Annotated in this window: 8 protein-coding genes; 7 read left to right on the forward strand and 1 reads right to left on the reverse strand. The window is 62.4% G+C overall.

Annotated features, from left to right (window positions below):
- Nucleotides 1–118: 118 nt before the first annotated feature.
- The 5 genes from CRD13_RS09175 to CRD13_RS09195 all read left to right on the forward strand — a co-directional run bounded on the left by CRD13_RS09175 (nt 119) and on the right by CRD13_RS09195 (nt 16,339).
- Complete coding sequence (locus CRD13_RS09175; RefSeq protein WP_011274127.1) at nt 119–346, forward strand: MbtH family protein; 228 nt, start codon at nt 119–121, stop codon at nt 344–346.
- Complete coding sequence (locus tag CRD13_RS09180; RefSeq protein ID WP_011274126.1) at nt 347–2,164, forward strand: ABC transporter ATP-binding protein; 1,818 nt, start codon at nt 347–349, stop codon at nt 2,162–2,164.
- Complete coding sequence (locus CRD13_RS09185) at nt 2,157–3,884, forward strand: ABC transporter ATP-binding protein (RefSeq protein ID WP_011274125.1); 1,728 nt, start codon at nt 2,157–2,159, stop codon at nt 3,882–3,884. The genes CRD13_RS09180 and CRD13_RS09185 overlap by 8 nt, the downstream gene beginning before the upstream one ends.
- 79 nt (nt 3,885–3,963) lie before the next feature.
- Nucleotides 3,964–5,382 (forward strand): lysine N(6)-hydroxylase/L-ornithine N(5)-oxygenase family protein, encoded by a 1,419-nt coding sequence (locus tag CRD13_RS09190; protein ID WP_011274124.1) that lies wholly within the window; start codon nt 3,964–3,966, stop codon nt 5,380–5,382.
- A gap of 100 nt (nt 5,383–5,482) precedes the next feature.
- The gene (locus CRD13_RS09195; RefSeq protein ID WP_011274123.1) at nt 5,483–16,339 is read left to right on the forward strand and encodes a non-ribosomal peptide synthetase; all 10,857 of its coding nucleotides are present in this window, start codon (nt 5,483–5,485) and stop codon (nt 16,337–16,339) included.
- A gap of 2 nt (nt 16,340–16,341) precedes the next feature.
- Here CRD13_RS09195 and CRD13_RS09200 read toward each other — a convergent pair whose 3' ends face one another.
- Nucleotides 16,342–17,328, reverse strand: a complete 987-nt coding sequence (locus tag CRD13_RS09200) for an esterase family protein (protein ID WP_224784305.1) — start codon at nt 17,326–17,328, stop codon at nt 16,342–16,344.
- 77 nt (nt 17,329–17,405) lie between these two features.
- Between CRD13_RS09200 and CRD13_RS09205 the strand changes: the two genes are divergently transcribed.
- Nucleotides 17,406–18,350 carry a methionyl-tRNA formyltransferase gene (locus CRD13_RS09205; RefSeq protein WP_005325328.1) on the forward strand — a complete coding sequence of 315 codons (945 nt, stop codon included), beginning with the start codon at nt 17,406–17,408 and terminating at the stop codon, nt 18,348–18,350.
- 65 nt (nt 18,351–18,415) lie between these two features.
- On the forward strand, nt 18,416–19,432 hold the full coding sequence (locus CRD13_RS09210; protein ID WP_005291893.1) for an iron-siderophore ABC transporter substrate-binding protein: 1,017 nt from the start codon (nt 18,416–18,418) through the stop codon (nt 19,430–19,432).
- Nucleotides 19,433–19,501 lie beyond the last annotated feature (69 nt).

Genomic DNA, 19,501 nt, shown 5'->3' on the forward strand with positions numbered 1-19,501 from the left:
CAAAAGCTGCATATTAGGTTATGCTAAGTTAATTCACGCTTGCTGCACTTGTGCCACCACTTTGGCCAACGCAGCCCATAAACCCGTTATTTCCGCATCATGAGACAAGGAGCGCGTGTTGTCTAGCAACCCGTTTGATGACGAACAGGGCAGCTTCTTCGCCCTTATCAACGACGAGGGACAGTACTCGTTGTGGCCTACGTTCGCCGCCGTGCCAGACGGATGGACCGTGGCTCTGGGAGACCCTTCCCGTGGCGTAGACGGCGGGGTATCGCGGGACGAGGCGATGGAGTTCATCGACCGCGAGTGGACCACCTTGCAACCGGCAGGAAAGTCTCACGCTTAAGTGAGTGCCGTACTTCCCACTGCTTTGCCTGGTGAGTCCGCTGCGGAGATTGGCCGCCTGCTCCGTCGCACCGCAACTCCAGCAATTAGTGCGGTGCTGTTCACTTTCGCCGGTGCCTTGCTCTCTCTGGTGCCCATTTATCTGCTGGCCAGCGTCATCGATGCGGTAGCCGCCGGTGACGGCAAGTCTGGCGTGCTGAAGGTGATTGTGTGGGCTGCCGTGGCGTGTGTTGGTACTGCCGTTGTCGCTGGCCTTGCGGAGGCGCTGACGGGTGTGACGATTGCCCAGGTAGTTGCGAAGTTGCGTGAGCGCGCCGTCGCCGCGGTGCTGAATCTGCCTTCCACCACGGTGGAGTCCCTGGGCCGGGGAGAGGTGCTGGGCCGAGTTGGTGCGGATGTCGCCGCGCTGGTGAGCAGTGCCCGCAAGTCGGTTCCATCGACCCTCAGCGCGCTGGTGATGGTCGTGGTGGCCAGCGCTGGAATAGCGGGGTTGGATTGGCGCCTCGCGTTGGCGGGGCTGTGCGGGATTCCGTTCTATGCGCTGGGGTTGCGATGGTATCTTCCTCGTTCTGCCCCTTTGTATCGACGCCAACGCGAATTAGAAGCCGGTGTCATCGGTTCCTTGCAAGGTTCTATGGAGGGCATTCGTTCGGTTCGTTCGCATCGGCTGGTGGATAGCCGCCAAGGTCTCACCAGGCGCTACGCGCAGGCTTCGCGGGACGAATCAATCGCTGCGTTTCGTGTGTTTTCCGGGCTGGTGGCGCGGGAGAACTTCGCGGAGTTCATGGGGTTGTCAGCCCTGTCTGTCGTAGGCTGGTTGCTCTTCCGCGAAGATGCGGTGACGGTGGGCGAGATCTCGGCAGCGTTGATTCTGTTCCACCGTCAGTTCGTGCCGATCGGCACGATTCTGTTCACCTTTGATGAACTGCAGCGCAGCGGGGCGGCCTTGGGGCGCATCGTGGGACTCATTCGCTCCGCGGGTGCGGATACGCCACAGCCGATTGATGACTACTCCTCGCATCGGCAGAGTCCAGCTGTAGAGGTCAAGGGCCTGAATTATCGGTACGAGGATGGCCCAGAGATCTTGCATGACTTGGCGTTCCACATCCCTGCGGGGTGCACGGTATGCGTGGTCGGCGGATCGGGAGCTGGCAAGTCCACGGTTGCGGAAATTGTCTCTGGAACCCTCGAGATGGCAGAGCCGGGTGTGATCACCGTTGGGGGGTGCGACGTGGTGGGAATGAGTGCGCAAGAAAGAAGCTCGATCTTTTGCGTTGCCTCCCAGGAAAACTACGTCTTCGCGATGAGTTTGCGCGATAATCTCCTGCTGGCAGCCGAAGGTGCCAGCGACGCAGAAATATGGGATGCGCTGCGCCGAACCGGTGCGGAAGATTGGTGCACATCCTTGTCCCATGGCGACAAGCAGGGCTTAGACACAATGCTGGGCGAAGGGGGCCTGCACGTAGATGCGGTGGCGGCACAGCGTCTGGCGCTGGCCAGGGTGGCATTGTCTCGGGCTGGCGTCGTCATTCTTGACGAATCAACGGCCGAAGATGACGGTGACCTCGAGGAAACACAGCAATCACACGAGGCCTTTTCGATGTCCTTGGAGGACGCTGCCCGCGCGGCGATCCGCGGACGGACGGCGATGGTGATTGCGCACCGGCTCAGCCAAGCAACCTCCGCCGATAGCGTGGTGGTGATGGAGCGCGGGCGCGTGGTGGAAACAGGTACGCACGAGGAGCTGGCAGCAAGAAACGGAACATATGCCGATATGTGGACCGCCTGGAATGAGCAGGGGAGGCAGGCGCGTGTCTGACAACAAGGTGGTGACGCTGCGCGGGCTGGTCAGAAAAAATTCTCGCGCGATGGCTCTGAGTGGCTTGTTGCTGAGCATCTACCACGTGGCAGAAGCCATGATTGCGGTGTTACTGGGATGGTTGGCGCACAGTCTTATCGCTAGCGAGAATGTGTGGCACCTGGTGGGTGGAATCGCAGCCTTAGGCGCTACGCTGGCGACGGTGTCTGTGAGCTGGCAGACAGGGTTCCGGATACTGCAGGCTACGTCGGCTCGGAACGTATGTGAATTGCGGGCAGGCATCACCTCGCAGGTGGTGAGCCATGGTGGGCATTCCGACGATGCGGACAGTCTGCCTCGCCAGGAATTGCCCACGGTGGTGGGTGAAGACGTGGTGCAGGCGGTAGACATCATCGAAGTGGTCCCGGTGGGGATCAGTGCGCTGGTGGGAGCCATTTTCTGCACGATTGTTCTGGCGCTGATTGATCTGCCACTGGGAGTGGTGGTGTTGGTGCTCAGCGCGGTGGTGTTGATAGTCCTGCACCGGCTGTCTCAGATCATTGAACGCCGCGCGGAGCGGCAACAAACTCTGCTCGCGCGAGTGACCGCGCGCATGACCGACATTCTGCAGGGGCTGCCGGTGATCTCGGGAGTGGCTGGCGCGCATCCGGCCTACCGTGGATATGCGCGTAAATCTGAAGAGGCGTGTGCGGATGCTCGGAAGCTCGCGTGGGTCAGCGGAGGTTATGAAGCCGTGGCGATGGGCAGCAATGTGCTGTTGCTGAGTGCGGTGGGCCTGTACGCGGGCTATCGAACCATTTCCGGCGATGTGACGTTGGGGGAGTTGGTCACCGTGGTGGCGCTGTCACAATTTATCGCGGAGCCGATGCGGCAGTGCAGCAGAATGCCGCGCTTCATTGGATTGGCGAGGGCTTCCGTTCGGAGGCTGCAGCGCGTGGCGGAAGCTCAGCGGCTGCGTGAGGGGCAGGGCGTGCCATCTGCTCAGATTGGCACGCCTGCCATTTCCATGCGCGGTGGAGACGGTGAGGCCGAAGGAGACGGCGAGGTCGAGGGATCAGAGCAGGCTTCCGTGGCGTTCGCAGAGGGGCGACTGACGGTGGTGCACTGTTCAGCCGCATGGGCAGATGCTCTGGTGGATGCGTTGGTCGCGGGGGAGTCGATGGAGCTTGGCTCCCTGACTAGGCCACAAACTCAACAACTGTGGATCCGGGGGCGCGATATTTGCGAGATCTCGGTAGACGATGTGCGTTCCGCTGTGCTTGCCGAGCCTCGGAAGCCGGCATTGTTTGGGGACACAGTGGGGCAGGCGGTGCTGCGGAGCTCTGGAGAGGGCAGGGCGGAGGATGCAGTAGACATTCTTAACGCCTTAGGGCTCGATGAACTGGCGCCGGGGGCGGCTCATTCAGCCGGGGTATTGGATCACGAGCTGACCGAAGGTGCGCGCAATCTTTCCGGTGGTCAGCGGCAGCGGCTGGGATTGGCACGAGCGCTACTGGCTGAGCCGGAGATGTTGGTGATGGTTGATCCGGTCTCGTCAGTGGATTCAATGACGGGCATGAAAGTGGCGCGTGCGGTGAGAGATATTCGCCGCGGGCGTACCACGGTGGTCCTGTGTGTGGGGAGGGCCTTCCAGTCGGTAGCCGAGGACGTAGTTGATGTGAAGCCTCTAGCTGGGAGTTTGCGGACGCGGGGTGAGCAATTCCCGCTAGGGGGTTGTTGAGCAATAGAAGATAGGTTAGCCTACCCTTTGCATTGCCTACCCTAAGAAGTTGGTTGGCGCATCCTACAGAGAGGCCATAGTGACCATCATCGATCGTCAAGCTCAGACATCCGCAGAGCGCAGTACCCACGAAAATTCCGTCCGCGACATCGTCGGGATCGGCATCGGCCCCGGAAACCTCGGGCTCGCGGTAGCTATCGAAGAGCAAGCTCCAGAACTCGATGCACTCTTTGTGGAAGCCCGCCCGGAATTCAACTGGCACCCAGGCATGCTCCTCGAAGGATCCAACATGCAGATCAGCTTCCTTAAAGACCTGGTTACGGTGCGCAATCCGCAGAGCCGCTTCAGCTTCATCAACTACTTGCATCACAGCGACCGCTTGATTGATTTCATTAACCGCCAAACCTTCACCCCGGAACGCGTGGAATTCGCCGATTACCTCCGATGGATCGCGGATCACATCACCGTGGACACGCAGTACAACACCACCGTGACGTCCATCGAGACGCTTCCGGAACTGGCCGCAGACGGAGCTCGTTTTGTGGTGCACGTCCGCAGGAAGTTAGGAAGCGGTGAGTCCGAAGGGCAGCGAGCTCAGCAGTCGGAGTCCATTCGCTGCCGCAACGTGGTGGTTGCCCGCGGGCTGGAAGCCAAGATGCCTGCGTGGGCAGAGGACAGCTCCTTGGACACCTCGCGCATCTTCCACAACATCGATTTGCTCCCGCGCACCAAGAAGCTGCTGAACAGTGGGTGGGATATCCGCCGAGCTTTGGTGATCGGCGCGGGCCAGTCCGCAGCCGAGGCCATCCGGTACTTCCACGATTGCCCGCATATCGATACCGTCACGGGCAGCTTGAACAGCTACGGCTTCATCCCCGCCGATGACAGCCCCTTCGCCAATCGGGTGTTCGACCCGGAGGCCGTTGATGACTTCTTCCATGCGCCCGATGCGATCCGCAACGAGCTGTTGATCCGCCACCGGTACACCAATTACGCCTGCGTGGAATCTGAGCTCCTCGATGAGCTCCACGACCGTCAGTATCGGGAAAGCGTCACCGGGCGTCAGCGGCTCGATATTCGCCGGACCACGGAGGTGCTCGGTGCGCGTAATTGTTCCGACGGCAGCGTCGACGTGGACATTCGCCACCGAGTAACCGGAGACGTGGTGACAGAAAACTTTGACGTGGTGGTGTGCGCCACGGGCTTCCGATCTCGCGGTCTTGCGGGGATTCACGCTGATAGTCACGGCAGTGAAGAATTCACCGTCACTAGGGATTACGGCGCCGTGCTCAATGGCGAGCGCGTGCCAGGACTCTTCGTGCAGGGAGCAACTGAGGCCACGCATGGACTCGGTTCCACGTTGCTCTCCAACATCGCGACCCGCTCCGGGGAACTGGTGGAGGCCATCACGGGTCAGCAACGCACGCATCGTGCGCCGGCGGATGAAGATCTCCGCTCCGAGCAACATCGGGATTCTTCGCACCTGATCGCAGGCTGATTTTCCCGAGCCGTGCTCCGCTTGAGGTTGGCTGACACCTAGCCCGACGTCCGCCATCCGCGTCTGATTCCCTGTTTCCCCATCAACCGAAAGGCTCTTTGTGCCCACCCGATCGTCTGCTCACACTCCGTTTTCCTCTGGCGATACGCTTGCTTCTCGAGATGGCGGCGCCGTCATCGGTCATGGCCGCAGTGAACAGGATCGGATCGCCCAGCAGCGCATATGGAATGACACGGATCAGGATCGCGATCGCCCGGACCTGATTAGCCTGCTCCTGCAGCATGCGCAGGAGACCCCGGATGCGCTCGCAGTGGTGGATGACCGGCACAGACTGACCTATGCGCAGCTCGTCGCCCATGCAACTGCTGTAGCGCGAAATTTGCGGGAACACGGTATTGACGCTGGTCAGAGTGTGGGAATCTCCCTGCCGCGCAGCGCGGAGATGGTGGTGGGTATCGTCGCCACGTTGCTCGCCGGTGGCAGTTTTGTCCCGCTAGACCCCTCGTGGCCGCAGGCGCGCCGGGAATCCGTCACCCACGATGCCAGCCTGAGCTTCGTACTCACGCCGGACAACTGCGCGCTCACCGAAGACGCGCTATTCGACCTCGATGCCACCCGCGAGCTGTTCACCCCGCCGTCCACGGACAGCGTTGCGTACGTCATCTTTACCTCTGGCAGCACCGGCCGCCCAAAGGGCGCAATGATCCGCCACGGTGCGATCGTGGAGCGCTTGCTCTGGCAGCGCGATCAGATCCTGTTCTTCGGCCGCGATGATGCCTCCCTGTTCAAGGCACCGCTGGCCTTTGATATCTCCATCAATGAGATCTTCCTGCCGCTGGTTTGCGGGGGCCGCGTGGTGGTGGCCGCGCCGGGCGTGGAGCAAGACCCCCAACGCTTGGCCCGCCTCATCCATCGCGAGGGCGTGACGTTTGCGTATCTGGTTTCGAGTGTTCTCGACGTCATGCTCAAACAGGCCGAAGGCACGAATCTATTAGACAGCTTGCGGCATGTCTGGTGTGGCGGAGAGATGCTCACCCAGGCGCTGTTCCGTCGCTTTCGCCAGCAGCTGGCCATCCCGCTGTACCACGGGTACGGGCCAGCGGAAGCTACCATCGGTGTCTCCCACGTCATCTACCGTGACGACGAGGATCGCCTCAACACGAGCATCGGTGTGGCCAATCCCAACTGTCGGCTCTATGTGCTCGATGAGCACCTGCGGGTGGTTCCAGACCAAGAAATTGGTGAACTCTATGTGGCCGGATTCCTGCTGGCCAAGGGGTATATCAATGCCCCAGGACTCACGGCCAGCCGCTTTGTTGCGGATGTGTTTGCGTCGGACGGAACCCGGATGTACCGCACGGGAGACCTGGTGCGCCGGCACAACGACGGCTCGCTGGAATTCGTGGGGCGGGCCGATAATCAGGTGAAAATCCGTGGCATGCGTCTGGAGTTGGAGGACGTGGAATCTGCGCTGGTGGGACACCCAGATGTGGAGGCGGCGAGCGTGATTGCTCGGGAGGGGCGACTGCTGGGCTACGTGACGGTGACTGCGGGCCTCGTGGGTGCTGCGATCCGTAGTTGGTGTGCCGAGGTACTGCCCGAATACATGGTGCCCGCGATTATCACCGTCATGGATGAGTTGCCGCGGACGGCCAACGGAAAAGTGGATCGGAAGGCACTGCCGGAACCTGATTGGAGCTCGCTCACTGATGCCCCGGCCGATGCTGAACGTGACGGGGAAACCGTTGCTCTGCTCGCGGAGGCAATGGCTGAAGCATTGGGGGTTAGCGCGGTGGGTGCGGAGACGGACTTCTTCGATATCGGTGGCGATAGCCTGCGGGCCATCACCCTGGTCTCGGCTCTGGGACGGCGCGGGGTGGAGGTGAGTGTGGGAGATATTTTCTCTGCGCGCACTCCACAGCAACTGGCTCGGTGCGCCGAAGAGCGCGGAACCTTCGTGCAGGATCCAGACGATGAACCAACCGGTGAGGTGCAGTCGCTGCCGATTCTGCGCTGGTTCGATTCCATTACTGATCACGTGGACGGCTTCATTCAGTCCGTGGAGTTTTCAGTTCCAGAAGATGTGGATGCGCAGCTGGCCGGGCGAATGGTGGCTGACGTGCTGCAGGCGCACCCTGCACTGCGGGCCCGTGTGCAGCGGAATCCCTTGCGGCTGGAACTCCCGGAGGAATCTGCCGAAGAAGCGGTGGCGATCCACCCCACCACGGACATCGCTGCGCTTTCTGAACTGCTGGATCCGGCAGTCGGAGTGGTGGTAGCGGCTGGGCTGGTGCCCGGAAGATTGCGCCTTGTGGTGCATCACCTGGTGGTCGATGGCGTGTCATGGAACATTATCGGCGAGGACCTCGCCGCGGCGTATCGCGGGGAACAGCTCGCGCCGGAGCGGACGTCCCTGCGCCGATGGACGCAGCTGCTGCAACAGGCCGTTGATACTGGCGAATTCGCGGAGGATGCCAATAGTTCCCTGCCCCCATTGCCGAGTGCAGATGAACCTCTGCGGGACCCGCAGGTGCCAGCGCTTGCTGATAGTCCCGAGAAAGCGCCCACAGTCCGTGAGGAGCGCAGCGTGGTACATGAGGCATCAGTGCAGATCACGGACGAATTACTGGGTGCGGTGCCCCACGCTTTCCGCACGGGGGCGAATTCCGTATTGCTTACGGCATTGAGCGTGGCGTTGGCGCGTTGGCGTCGAAACAAACAAACATGGACCCTGGTGGAGATGGAGGGGCACGGCCGCGAAACCCGATTCGTACCCGGGCCACAGGGCAGGGAAGCAGACCTTTCACGCACGGTGGGCTGGTTCACCTGCCTATATCCCATGCTGATCGACCCCACCCGGGCGGCAGTGCAGGAGGCCTCCACAGAGGTCGAGGGCAGCATCGCCCCGCTAGCGCTGGCACTCAACGCAGTGAAAGACCAGCTCGCGGCCATCCCCGGCAACGGCGTTCCTTACCAGGCCCACACCTGGTTGCATCAGTCCGCGAAGACCCCTCCGCAGGCACAGGTGCTGTTCAACTACTTGGGGCGCGTATCCGCAGGAGCACAAGATTTCGCTCCCGCGGGTTCCACCGGCCAACTCGGCGAGCAACGCGACCCGGACCAGCCGTTGGTCCGCGAGCTGGAGTTCAACGCGATCGCCGAAGACACCGGCGAGGGATACGTCCTGCGCACCACGATCTCCTGGGCGCGCGGCAGGATCTCCCCCGAACGGATCGACGAATTGGTCGCGCACTGGGATGTGGCATTGCGCGAGGTGGCAGCGCTTGCCGATCACGGCGTGTTGTCCGTGGGCGACGTTGCCCCCGCACCCGTGAACTCTGCGGACCTGGCACGAATCACTGCGCAGAGCTCCGCGGAGCTGCAGGACGTGCTGCCGCTGACCCCGCTGCAGCACGGCATGTACTTCCACTCGCTATTCGAGGAATCGGCCAGCTCGTATGTGGAGCAACAGGTCTTGCGGGTGGAATGCAGCGAACCGTTTGACCGGGAGCGATTCGCCCGCGCTGCGCGTAATTTGATCCGACGCCACCCCGCACTGAGCACCCGCCCTTGGGAAACTGACGGTGGCGATGTGGTTGCCGTGATTGATCCGGGGATTGCCGAGCATTTGCGGGTGGACTTTCGGGACGTGACGGTGCCTGCCGAGTTGGCTGGGCCTGGATTAGACGGGTGGCTCGTGCAGCGTACGGAAGAGATTGCCGCTGATGACCTCTCGCGGGGAATCTCCTTGCAGCCGCCCGGTGATGCCGCGCCCGAGCCGCTCATGCGATGGACCGTTGTGCTCCCGACCAGTGTCGATGGTGCGGTGTGTGGCCAGGACATCGCCGTGATCCAGACGGTGCATCACCTGATCGCCGACGGATGGTCCGTGCCCATCATGCTGCGGGATCTCCTGGAGATCTACCGGGATGACGATGCCCGAATCCCGCGCTACGACCCGGACGCCGGAATGGCCGGCAGCGTGCGATGGGTGGCGCGCAGAGACGCGGAAGCCGATATGTCCGTCTGGCGCGAGGAAATGCGCGAGGTACGCCCCACGGTGCTGTGCCCTAATCCTTCGAGTTCGCTCGAGCGCCGGGAGTTGCTGGTAGACGATCCGCGGACTGTTGGCTTGTCTGAGCGTGCTCGGGCAGCGGGTGTGGGCCTGCCGGATGTGGTGCACGCGGCGTGGGGGCTGGTCCTTCGCACCTTGGTGGGCTGCGAACCTGGGGCTGACGTGGTGTTTGCCACTTCCGTTTCCGGCCGTGACATTCCCGTTCTTGGCGTGGCCGATGCCGTGGGCATGCAGCTCAACACCATCCCGGTGGTCGCGCCGGGGCAATCTGATCCCACCCTGCCGGTGACCAGCATGCTGCACGCCATGGTCCATCACAACAATCAGGTCCGCGATGTGCAGCACGTCAGCCTGGCTGATATTGCCCGCGACCTGGGAACCAACGCCAGCGAACTGCTGGATACGTTGATGGTGGTGGAGGTGCCGCTATCTCCACAGGACGTGGGCTGCCCCGGCTCGCCACTACAGGTTGCTGACGTGCGCAACAATGGCGCGCCGCACTTTCCCCTGTCCGTCGTGGTCAACCCTTCCGCTGAGCACCCACTGCGCCTGATCTACGATCCGCAGCGAATCACCGAGGTACGTGCCGAAAGGATCGCGCAGATGCTCGCGGTGAGTGTGGATTCTTTGCTGTCTGAATCCGGTGCGGTGGCGACCGTGGGTGAGGTTGCAGAGGCGTTGGGTGCGGTATCTGGTGTGGACACGCTTCCTTCTTTGTGGCGACGCAGCTTCGAGCACTCCCGCGACCGGCCCGCCCTGACCAGCATCGGAGAAGACGGTGCTGCGGAGCATTGGACCTACGAAGAACTAGACGACGCCGCTCAGCGTATACGCGCTGTGCTGGACCGGAAGGTTGCCATCCACACCCCGAGAGTAGCCCTGCTCATGGAGCGCGATGCGTGGCAGGTTGCGGCCATTCTGGCGACCACGATGTCCGCCGGCACCTACGTTCCCGTGGATCCGTTGTCCCCGCAAGCGCGGGTGGAATTGATCCTGGAGGATTGCCAGCCCGATGCCGTGCTGGTGTCTCCCAGCGCGGAAAAAATGGTCTCTGAGCTGGTAGATTGTCCCGTCCTCGTGGTCAGTGAACAGACGATGAGCGGGGAAGCGAAGCCGCCTGCGGGCCGGTCGGCAAGCGTGGCCCGTGCCAATGACATCGCCTACGTGATCTACACCTCCGGCTCCACAGGGCGGCCGAAGGGCGTGGCCGTCACACACGCCAACGTGACCGCGATGCTGGGCAATGCTCGCAGCCACGTGGAGTTTTCGCAGGAGGACGTGTGGTCGATCAGCCACAGCTTCGCCTTTGACTTTTCGGTGTGGGAGATGTGGGCAGCGCTGAGCTCCGGCGGGCGTGCCGTGGTGATGCCGTATGCGCTGATGCGCTCGCCCGAGGATGCCGCAGAGGTGTTGCGTGCCGAAGCCATCACGGTGCTGAGCCAGACCCCAACCGCCTTTGCCGCGTTGGAGCCGCACCTCGGGCAGGACTCTGCGGTGCGCACGGTGATCTTCGGCGGCGAGGCCTTGGAGGCCCGCGCGGAGGCTGCCTACTGCAGTGCTCATCCGAATGTTCGGTTTATCAACATGTATGGCATCACGGAGACGACAGTGCACGTCACAGCACACGAATGCTCCGAGAATGCAGGGGAGGCCCGCAGCCCGATCGGCCGCCCGATGGACGGGTTGCGTACCTATGTTCTGGACGCGCAATTACAGCCGGTGCAGCCTGGAGAGACCGGCATGATGTACGTTGCCGGGCCGCAGGTCACCGCGGGTTATTGGGGGCTTGCTTCTACCACGGCCTCCCGCTTCGTGGCCGATCCTTTCGTTGGCGGCGGCGCGCGGATGTACTGCAGCAATGACATGGCAAAGGTGCTGAACAACGGTCATCTGGATTACGTGGGCCGCGCCGATAGGCAGGTGCAGCTGCGCGGTTATCGCGTGGAGCTGGGGGAGATCGAGAGCGCGCTGGAGAAGGTCAGCGGTGTGCGGGAGGCCACCGTGGTGGTCGTCGATCTGCCCGAAGGCCAGGTGCCGGGTGCGTTGTTGATTACGGATTCTCGTGCCGACGCAAAGGCGATCACCTCCCGAGCTGCCGCAGCGGCCCGAGACGCGCTCCCTGCCTACATGGTTCCGCAGCTATTCGCGGTGAGTACGCAGGTGCCGCAGACCATCAATGGCAAGCGGGATGAGCGCGCGATCCTGGACCTTCTGGGTGAGATTCCTGCTGCTCAGCAGGCTTCGGGCACCTCGGATCTGGTGGAGGCGATCTCGCAGGCAATTGCTGATGCACTTCGCTTGGACCGCGCCGAGGTGGAGCCGGACTCGGACTTCTTCCGCTTAGGTGGAGACAGTATTCTTGCCATCCGCGTTACTCACGCGCTGGCGCGCGCTGATCTCAACGTGACTCCGCGGGACTTCTTCTTGGGCCGCACGCCACGCAAGATTGCCGAGCGGGTCACGCCGCAGGCCACCCAGCAGAAAATCCAGGAAACAAGGCAGAGCCAGGAAGAAGCCCTGCCCAAGGACGGGCACCAGGAGATCTCGGGGGCTTTCCCCATCCCGGCGATGCTGCGCAGGCAGATGGAAAGAGGCATGAGCGACCGCTTTGTGCAGGCGCGCCGCTTGGATCTGGGGCCAGTCGCTGTGGAGGACTTGGAACAGGCCCTGCAGCAGGTAGCGCAGGCACATCCGATGCTTCGTACGCGCGTGGACACCAGTTCTGCGTTCGCGCACTTTGTTGGTGCCGAGGGAGACGGCCCTATGGTTGTGCGGGCTTTGGACGTGGATGCATTGATCGATCACATCGATATTGCTGCTGGTCGTAGCGTGGTGCTCGGGTGTGTGGATGGGTACGTCAAGGCCGTTGCTCATCACGCGGTGATCGATAGCGCCAGTTGGATGATTCTGGAAGACGATCTGCGCGATGCGCTCGCAGGGCGCAGGATTCTCTCCGGGCAGGCGAGCTACAAGGATCTTTGCCTGCAAGAACTGCACGATGCTCACACCGCAGCAGCTCAGGATGCCCTGCACTGGAGTGAACTGGCTACGCTGCCACGGCCCGTCGAGGACTCGAACCAGTGGAGTACGGATCATGTGAGCACGCTCGAAGTGAACATTGACGGACAGACCGCGCAGGTCCTGCAGAGCGTTGCACCCGACGTGATGGGTGTGGACGTTCAGGACCTCGTGGCAGGACTGGTGACCGTCGCGGTGGCTCGAACAATGGGCACGGACGCGCGGAGCTGGGCCGTGGACGTAGAAGGCCACGGACGTCCGGCTGATCATTCCTATGGTCGAACCCTCGGATGGTTTACCACCATCGCGCCGGTGGAAATCCCGTTGGCTGATCCAGCGGATGCAGCACGTGCCGCAGCGGAAATGCGCGCGCTCCACGAGGACGGCACAGCCCCGGACCGCCGCACTTATCAGGCACTGCGATACACACACCCGCAAGGGCAGCGAACCCTGGCCCATGGGGCACAGATCCTGGTCAACTACCTCGGACGGGGAGAGACTGGCGCTGTCCTCCACGCGCCGGGCGATGCCGCCTGCCAGTGGACGGATTACCTGGTGGAGGCCGATGTGTGGTCTAGCGAGCGGGCCGTAAGCATGGAGCTGTCCGTGGTGAATGCGGTGATTTCCGCCGAGCGTTTGCGCAGCGCCATCGGCGAGGTTGCTCGCGAGTTGCAGGAGCACGTCAGCCGCGAGCAATCCTCAGGACGCCGCGCTCCGCTGAGCGTGCTGCAGCGCGGAATCTGGTTCCAGTCACAGGTGGCAGCACCGGGTGCCTACGTTGCACAGACTGCGTTGACGTTTGACCGGAGACTGGATGCCGAGGCCGTGGTGGAAGCCTTCCGGGACACAGTGACCGTGCATCCAGCCATGGGCGCGGAGTTCCACACCGATGCTTCCGGCCAACCCGTGCAGAACTTGCCGTGGAGTGGACAGGGCATTGACCTCCCCGTCGAGACCACCGAAGGGGATCTCGAGGCGATCATGCACGCTGATCGCAGCGCGGGCATCGATCTCGCATCCGTGCCGCTGGCGAAGGCAACCATCGTCACCGGCCGAAGTGACGGACAGCCTGGCGACACGCTGCTTCTTACCTACCACCTGGTTCTGGTCGATGGTTGGTCGCGTGCAGTGATGCTGCAAACCTTCCTCGAGAGGCTGACGTTGAGGTCCGGCCAGGCCCGCACGCAGGGTGCGGGAGAGTTGGTTCCTCGCGGTTGTTCTATTGCTGACGCCCTGCTCGAGTCCGTTGACACTCGCAAAGAGCAGGCAGATAGCGACTATTGGGTACATCGCCTAGAGACGTTGTCTCAGCCCACGCTCGTTGCCCCGCAGGCCGCGGATATCTCTTCAGAGCACGCTGGTAGCGAGTTGCCTCGCCAGGTGTTTGCCGAGGTCAGCGAGCAGCTGACCGGCGCACTGCAGGAAAAGATCCGGGCGCAGGCCGTGACGTTGACCTCCGTGGTCAACGCAGCCGTGGCCGTGGCCTTGGGTGCTGTCACAGGGGATTCGGATGTGGTGTTTGGTCAGTCTGTCAGTGGCCGCGATGCCTTGAGCGACCCCGCCATGTCTGATGTGGTGGGAGTGCTGCTCAACACAGTGCCAGTGCGAGTGACAGCTCGGCCCGGCCAGAGCATAGAAGAACTGGTCCAGGATGTTTATCGCCAGCGCATCGAGGATATGGACCACGATTCCGCGGACCTCGGCGCCATCCAGCGGCAGCTGGGGGTAGGCACGCTGTTCGATTCCATGGTGGTGGTGCAGAACTTCCTCGATCCGCAGGCAGCAGCGGAACTTCGGGAACGCCACGGGGTTGTGGAGGAGCGCGCGGAAGATTCCACGCACTTCCCTCTGACCTGGGTATTCACTCCGGGGCCGAAGCTGGGCATCAAGCTGGAATTCCGCCACGACGTGGTGGACGAGTCCCTCGCACATTCCGTGCTCAAGGCCGCGACCGAAGTCCTGACCGCGTTTGTGGACACACCAGAGGTCCCGCTCGCTCAGCTGGCCCAGTTGGCGCCAGCCCGAGCGGAGGATTCTTCCCCGCAAAGCACGACGGAGCAGATGGCTTCCTGGCAGAAGGCCGAAGGCATTGACCGCACCATTGCGGATGAGCTCAAGGACACCGCCCAGCGCTTCCCAGATCGCATCGCGCTAGCGGATGACGCACAGCAGTGGACGTTCGGTGAGCTGATTGCTCGCTGTTCCGACATTGCGGAAAAGATCAAGAATTGCGGCGTGACCAGCGGCGATACTGTCGCCATTGCGGTGGAGCGCTCCGCGCATTCGGTGGTGGCTCTGCTGGGAGCCCTGTGGGCAGGGGTGCGCTACGCGCCGCTTGATCTGACGCACCCCGATGGGCGGCTCCGGGTCCTCGTGGAGGACAGCCAGCCCGCAGCCGCGCTGGTGGACTCGAGTTCTCGGGAGCGCATGGAGCGGATCGGTGCGCTTCCTTGCGTCGACGTCACCACTGCCGATTCCCACGCCACCACCCACACGCCTGCGGCGGTGCCCGGGGACGATGCCTACCTGATGTACACCTCCGGATCGACCGGCAAGCCCAAGGGCGTGGTGATCAAGCATCGCGGGCTGCACAACATGCTGGACAATCACCGGCGCAAGATCTTCGCCCCAGCTGCTGCCGATGGGCGGACGTTGCGGATCGCGCATGCCATCAGCTTCGCCTTCGATATGTCGTGGGAAGAGCTGTTTTGGCTGGTGGAAGGCCACGAGGTGCGGATCTTCTCCGAGGATTTGCGACGCGATGCTGCGGCCATGGTTGAGGCCATTCGCGCGCATCAGGTGGATGTCATCAACGTCACCCCGACCGTTGCCGAGCAGCTGCTCGCGGAGGGGATGCTGGAATCCGGCGCGCATCGCCCGCGGCTGGTGCTCTTGGGCGGCGAGGCTGTCTCGCACGGCGTGTGGGAGACCTTGCGAAAGGCCGATGACGTGCGCGGATACAACCTCTATGGACCCACCGAGTACACCATCAACGCCCTGGGTGCTGGCACGGATGAGAGCGCCACGCCCGTGATCGGAATGCCGGTGGATCGCACGGCGGCGTTCGTTTTGGACCCGTGGTTGCGCCCCGTTCCTACAGGAGCGCCGGGTGAGCTCTACCTCGCGGGCAGCGGCTTAGCGCAGGAGTATCATGGGCTCGCGGCGCGCACCGCCAGCTCCATGGTCGCCTGCCCGTGGGGCGCCCCGGGTGAGCGGATGTATCGCACGGGAGACATCGTCCGCGTGCGTGCGGATGGCATGTTCGAGTACCTCGGACGCAGCGACGATCAGGTGAAAATTCGTGGTCACCGCGTGGATCCCGGCGACGTCTCGGCCGCCGTGTCCCGCGGCGTTGATCCCCGCATCCTCCACTGCGTGACCGTTCCTGTTCGTATATCCGACGCCACACTCCTGGCCTGTCACCTCGTGGCCCCACAACTGCGCGATGCGGACCAGGGGGAGCGGCAGAGTTTCCTGACTGGCGTGCGTAATGCATTGCGCGAGGAACTGCCCAGCTACATGATCCCGGATCGATGGTCGATCGTGGATGAGTTGCCGGTGACGTCGAATGGAAAGACCGACCTTGCTGCACTGGGTGAGGGAGAAAGGATCACGGAGAAGGGCCGCGAACCGGCGAACGAAACCGAGGAGATCACGGCGGAGCTGTTTGCCGAATCGCTAGATATTGAGCCCGAGGACGTGCCGGTGGATGCTGATTACTTTGACATGGGTGGGCACTCCATGGCGGTCATCAAGCTCTGCGCACTGCTGCGTGGAGAGCTGGGAGTGGAGGTTGGCGTGCGCGAATTCTACGGTCTGCGGACAGTCGAGCGCGTGGCGGAGTTTGTGGAGGCGCGCTCGTAGATTCAGCCCAGCAATTCGGCGAGTGCCGGGATGATCCCGTGGCGCCACATCGCAGGGTCGTGGCCACCGGGCGTGCGGTGATTGGTGGTGGGAAAGCCGCGGCGTGTCAGGGCATCGGCCACTGCATCCACGTGTCGTTGCATGGGCGGCTCTTCTGCACCGCACGTCAGTACGATGCGTGCCAGACCGGAGCCACTGTGAGCCGCAGGATTTTCGAGTGAGGGGCCAGTGAGCTGTGCGGCAATGTCGCCTCCTGCGGGCCCGTCCGAGAGCGTGTCCGCGAGCTCTGCAGAACGGTCAGCGGACCACCAGACGGCAGGGGACTGGGCGATGGCTCCTTTGATTGCAGGCGTGGTTTCGGTGGAAGCCGTAAGAGCTGCGCGCAGGGCGGAGAGACCGCCGAAGCTTTGCCCCACCAGGACTATGTGGCTGCTGTTGATGATCGGCGGAAGCTCGGTGGCCAGTGCGCTGGCGAATGTTTGGGAGGTGTACTCCTCGCTGCGGTCTTTGGCTGCCGGCAGGAAGACGCGGTTGATCTGGGGGATAAGCCCTGCCGTGACTGCCCGGTCCAGTGCGCCCGTGAGGTCATGCAGATGGATCCAGTCATCGCCATCCAAAAACACCACGGTGGTATCCGCACCGCGGTCATCGAGGCGCGCGGTGCAGCGCCTGCCGAATACCTTCCGGTCGATGGACAGGCGTGCGCCGGGCAAGTCCGCGATGACTTCTGGGGAGCGAGGCGGCCAGAGTGTCTGGTCCACAGAATCGCCGCTCAATAGGCTCGCCTGTGGGCCTGCGCCGTGTGCGTTATGTGGATCGGGATATTTCAGCTCGCCGGATTGAAAGCTATAGGTCACTGCTGAGTGCGCCGGGATGCGCACATCGACGGTGGACATCGATTCGGTGAGCTCGACGTTCGAGCGGTAGGGGTCCGGGAAAACGAGGGCTTCCGCATCCGCGGGCACCGAGATTCGGTGAAGGGTGGTCACGTCCGGGGAGTCTGGCATGAAAACTGCGCCACTTTCATCATTGACTACATAGGTAAACCTAAGCTAACATCCCCTGCATGCGAGTTGCTGTTTTCGGCTATCAGTCGTGGGGACACCGGACGTTGTCTGCGGTCATCAATGCTGGTCATGAAGTAGTTTTGGTAGTTACGCACCCTGCCAGCGATCACCCTTATGAGCAAATGTGGGCAGACTCCGTTGAGGAGCTCGCCAGCGAACATGAGCTCCAGGTGTGTGTCACTGAGCGCGTGGGTCAAGACGTCATTGAGGCGTTGCGCGATGCTGCACCAGACATCATCGTGGCCAACAATTGGCGAACCTGGCTTCCTCCCGAGGTTTTCAGCCTGGCCAAGCACGGCGCATTGAATGTCCACGATGGTCTCCTGCCCGAGTACGCCGGATTTTCGCCCATCCTGTGGGCGCTGTTGAACCGGGAAACTCACGTGGGCGTCACTGTGCACGAGATGGATGAAGTGCTGGACGGCGGACCCATCGTTGCCCAGCGCGCGATCCCCGTGGGTCCGCAGGACACCACCACGGATCTCGTGGCCAAGACCATCGACCTCATCGAGCCCCTCGTGGAACGCGCATTGAGTGACGTCGCCCAAGGCACCGCCACTGCGCAACCTCAAGATCCCACCCGCGCTACGTACTTCCACAAGCGCGGCGAGCAGGAATCTCGCATAGATTTCACCCAACCTGCGGAAGATATCGCCTTGCTGGTCAGGGCGCAGTCCGACCCGTACCCCAATGCTTACTTTGAATTCCGAGGCCAGCGCGTCCGCGTGCTTTCCGCGCACGTCTCGCAGGGCCGCTTCGGCGGAACCCCCGGCCGAGTCACCATCCCTCACGAGGGAGGAATCGCGGTGGTCTGTGGATCGCCCCGTGCCAACGTGCCGGCGCCGGCGATTGTTCTGGATCGTGTTCGTCTCGACGACAACTCGGAACTGACCGCCACCGAATTCTTTGGACATAGGGCTGGATATATCCAACCAAAGGTTTGACCTTTCCCTTTTGTGTACGGGCCACGCCTCGCGCGGAAATCCGTCACCAGTAACAACGGAGAAAAATGACACTCAAGAAGATTCTCGTTAGCACCGCTGCTGTGCTGACCTTGGGCGCGGCACTGACCGCTTGCTCGACTGATGACCAGTCCGGAAATTCCGGGGACTCCCAGGCAGTCAACGCCGAGCAGGGCGCATTCCCCACCACCATCGAGCACCGCTACGGCTCCACCGAAATCAAGGAAGCCCCGCAGCGCGTGGTCTCCTTGGGCTACACGGATCAGGACGCACTGCTGGCGCTGGGAGTTACTCCTGTCTCCGTGAAGTACTGGGACGGAATGACCCCGGATGGTCAGGCTGCGGGCAACTGGTCCAATGACAAGATCGAGGGCGACACTCCTCGGATCGACAAGGACACAGAAGTCAACGCGGAAGCCATCGCCAAGGACAATCCAGACCTCATCGTGGCCGTGTACTCGGACATCGATGAAGACACGTACAAGAAGCTGTCTGAGATCGCCCCTGTCGTCGTACAAAAGGGCGAATACGAAGAACTACAGCAACCATGGGACGTGACCACGGAAGAGATCGGGCAGGCCGTGGGCAAGCCTGAAGAGGCAAAGCGCCAGGTGGAGCAGGTCAAGGAGAAGTTCGCAGAGCTCAAGGGCCGCCACCCAGAATGGGCCGAAAAGGAACTCGGCGTGGCCACTGTCTCCGACGAGAGCCTGGCTGTCTTTGCCGAGGGCGATCCGCGTAGCCGCTTCTTCACCGAGCTGGGATTCAAGATCAACCCGGCCTACGCGGGCATCACCAAGGACAAGTTCTACGGTGAGGTCTCCAAGGAAAACGCAGACCAGATCAACTCTGACGTGCTGGTGTGGGATCAACTGTCTTACTCTCCGAAGCAGAGCAAGGCTTCTGTGACCGAGGATCCGATCGTGGGCAAGCTGCCCGCCGTGAAGGACGGACACAGTGTCTACCTGGAAGGCGACCTGGAAAAGGCCTTCGGATGGCAGACCGTGCTGAGCCTGAACTACCTGCTGGACAAGATCGAGCAGCCGTTGGCAGACGCCACGAAGTAGTCTGAATCAACTGCCGAACCGCCCCGCATGAACGTGCTGGGGCGGTTTTGCTGTTGCTGGCTAGGGGAC

This window comes from Corynebacterium sp. LK26 (assembly GCF_014335085.1).
GTDB lineage: Bacteria > Actinomycetota > Actinomycetes > Mycobacteriales > Mycobacteriaceae > Corynebacterium > Corynebacterium jeikeium_D.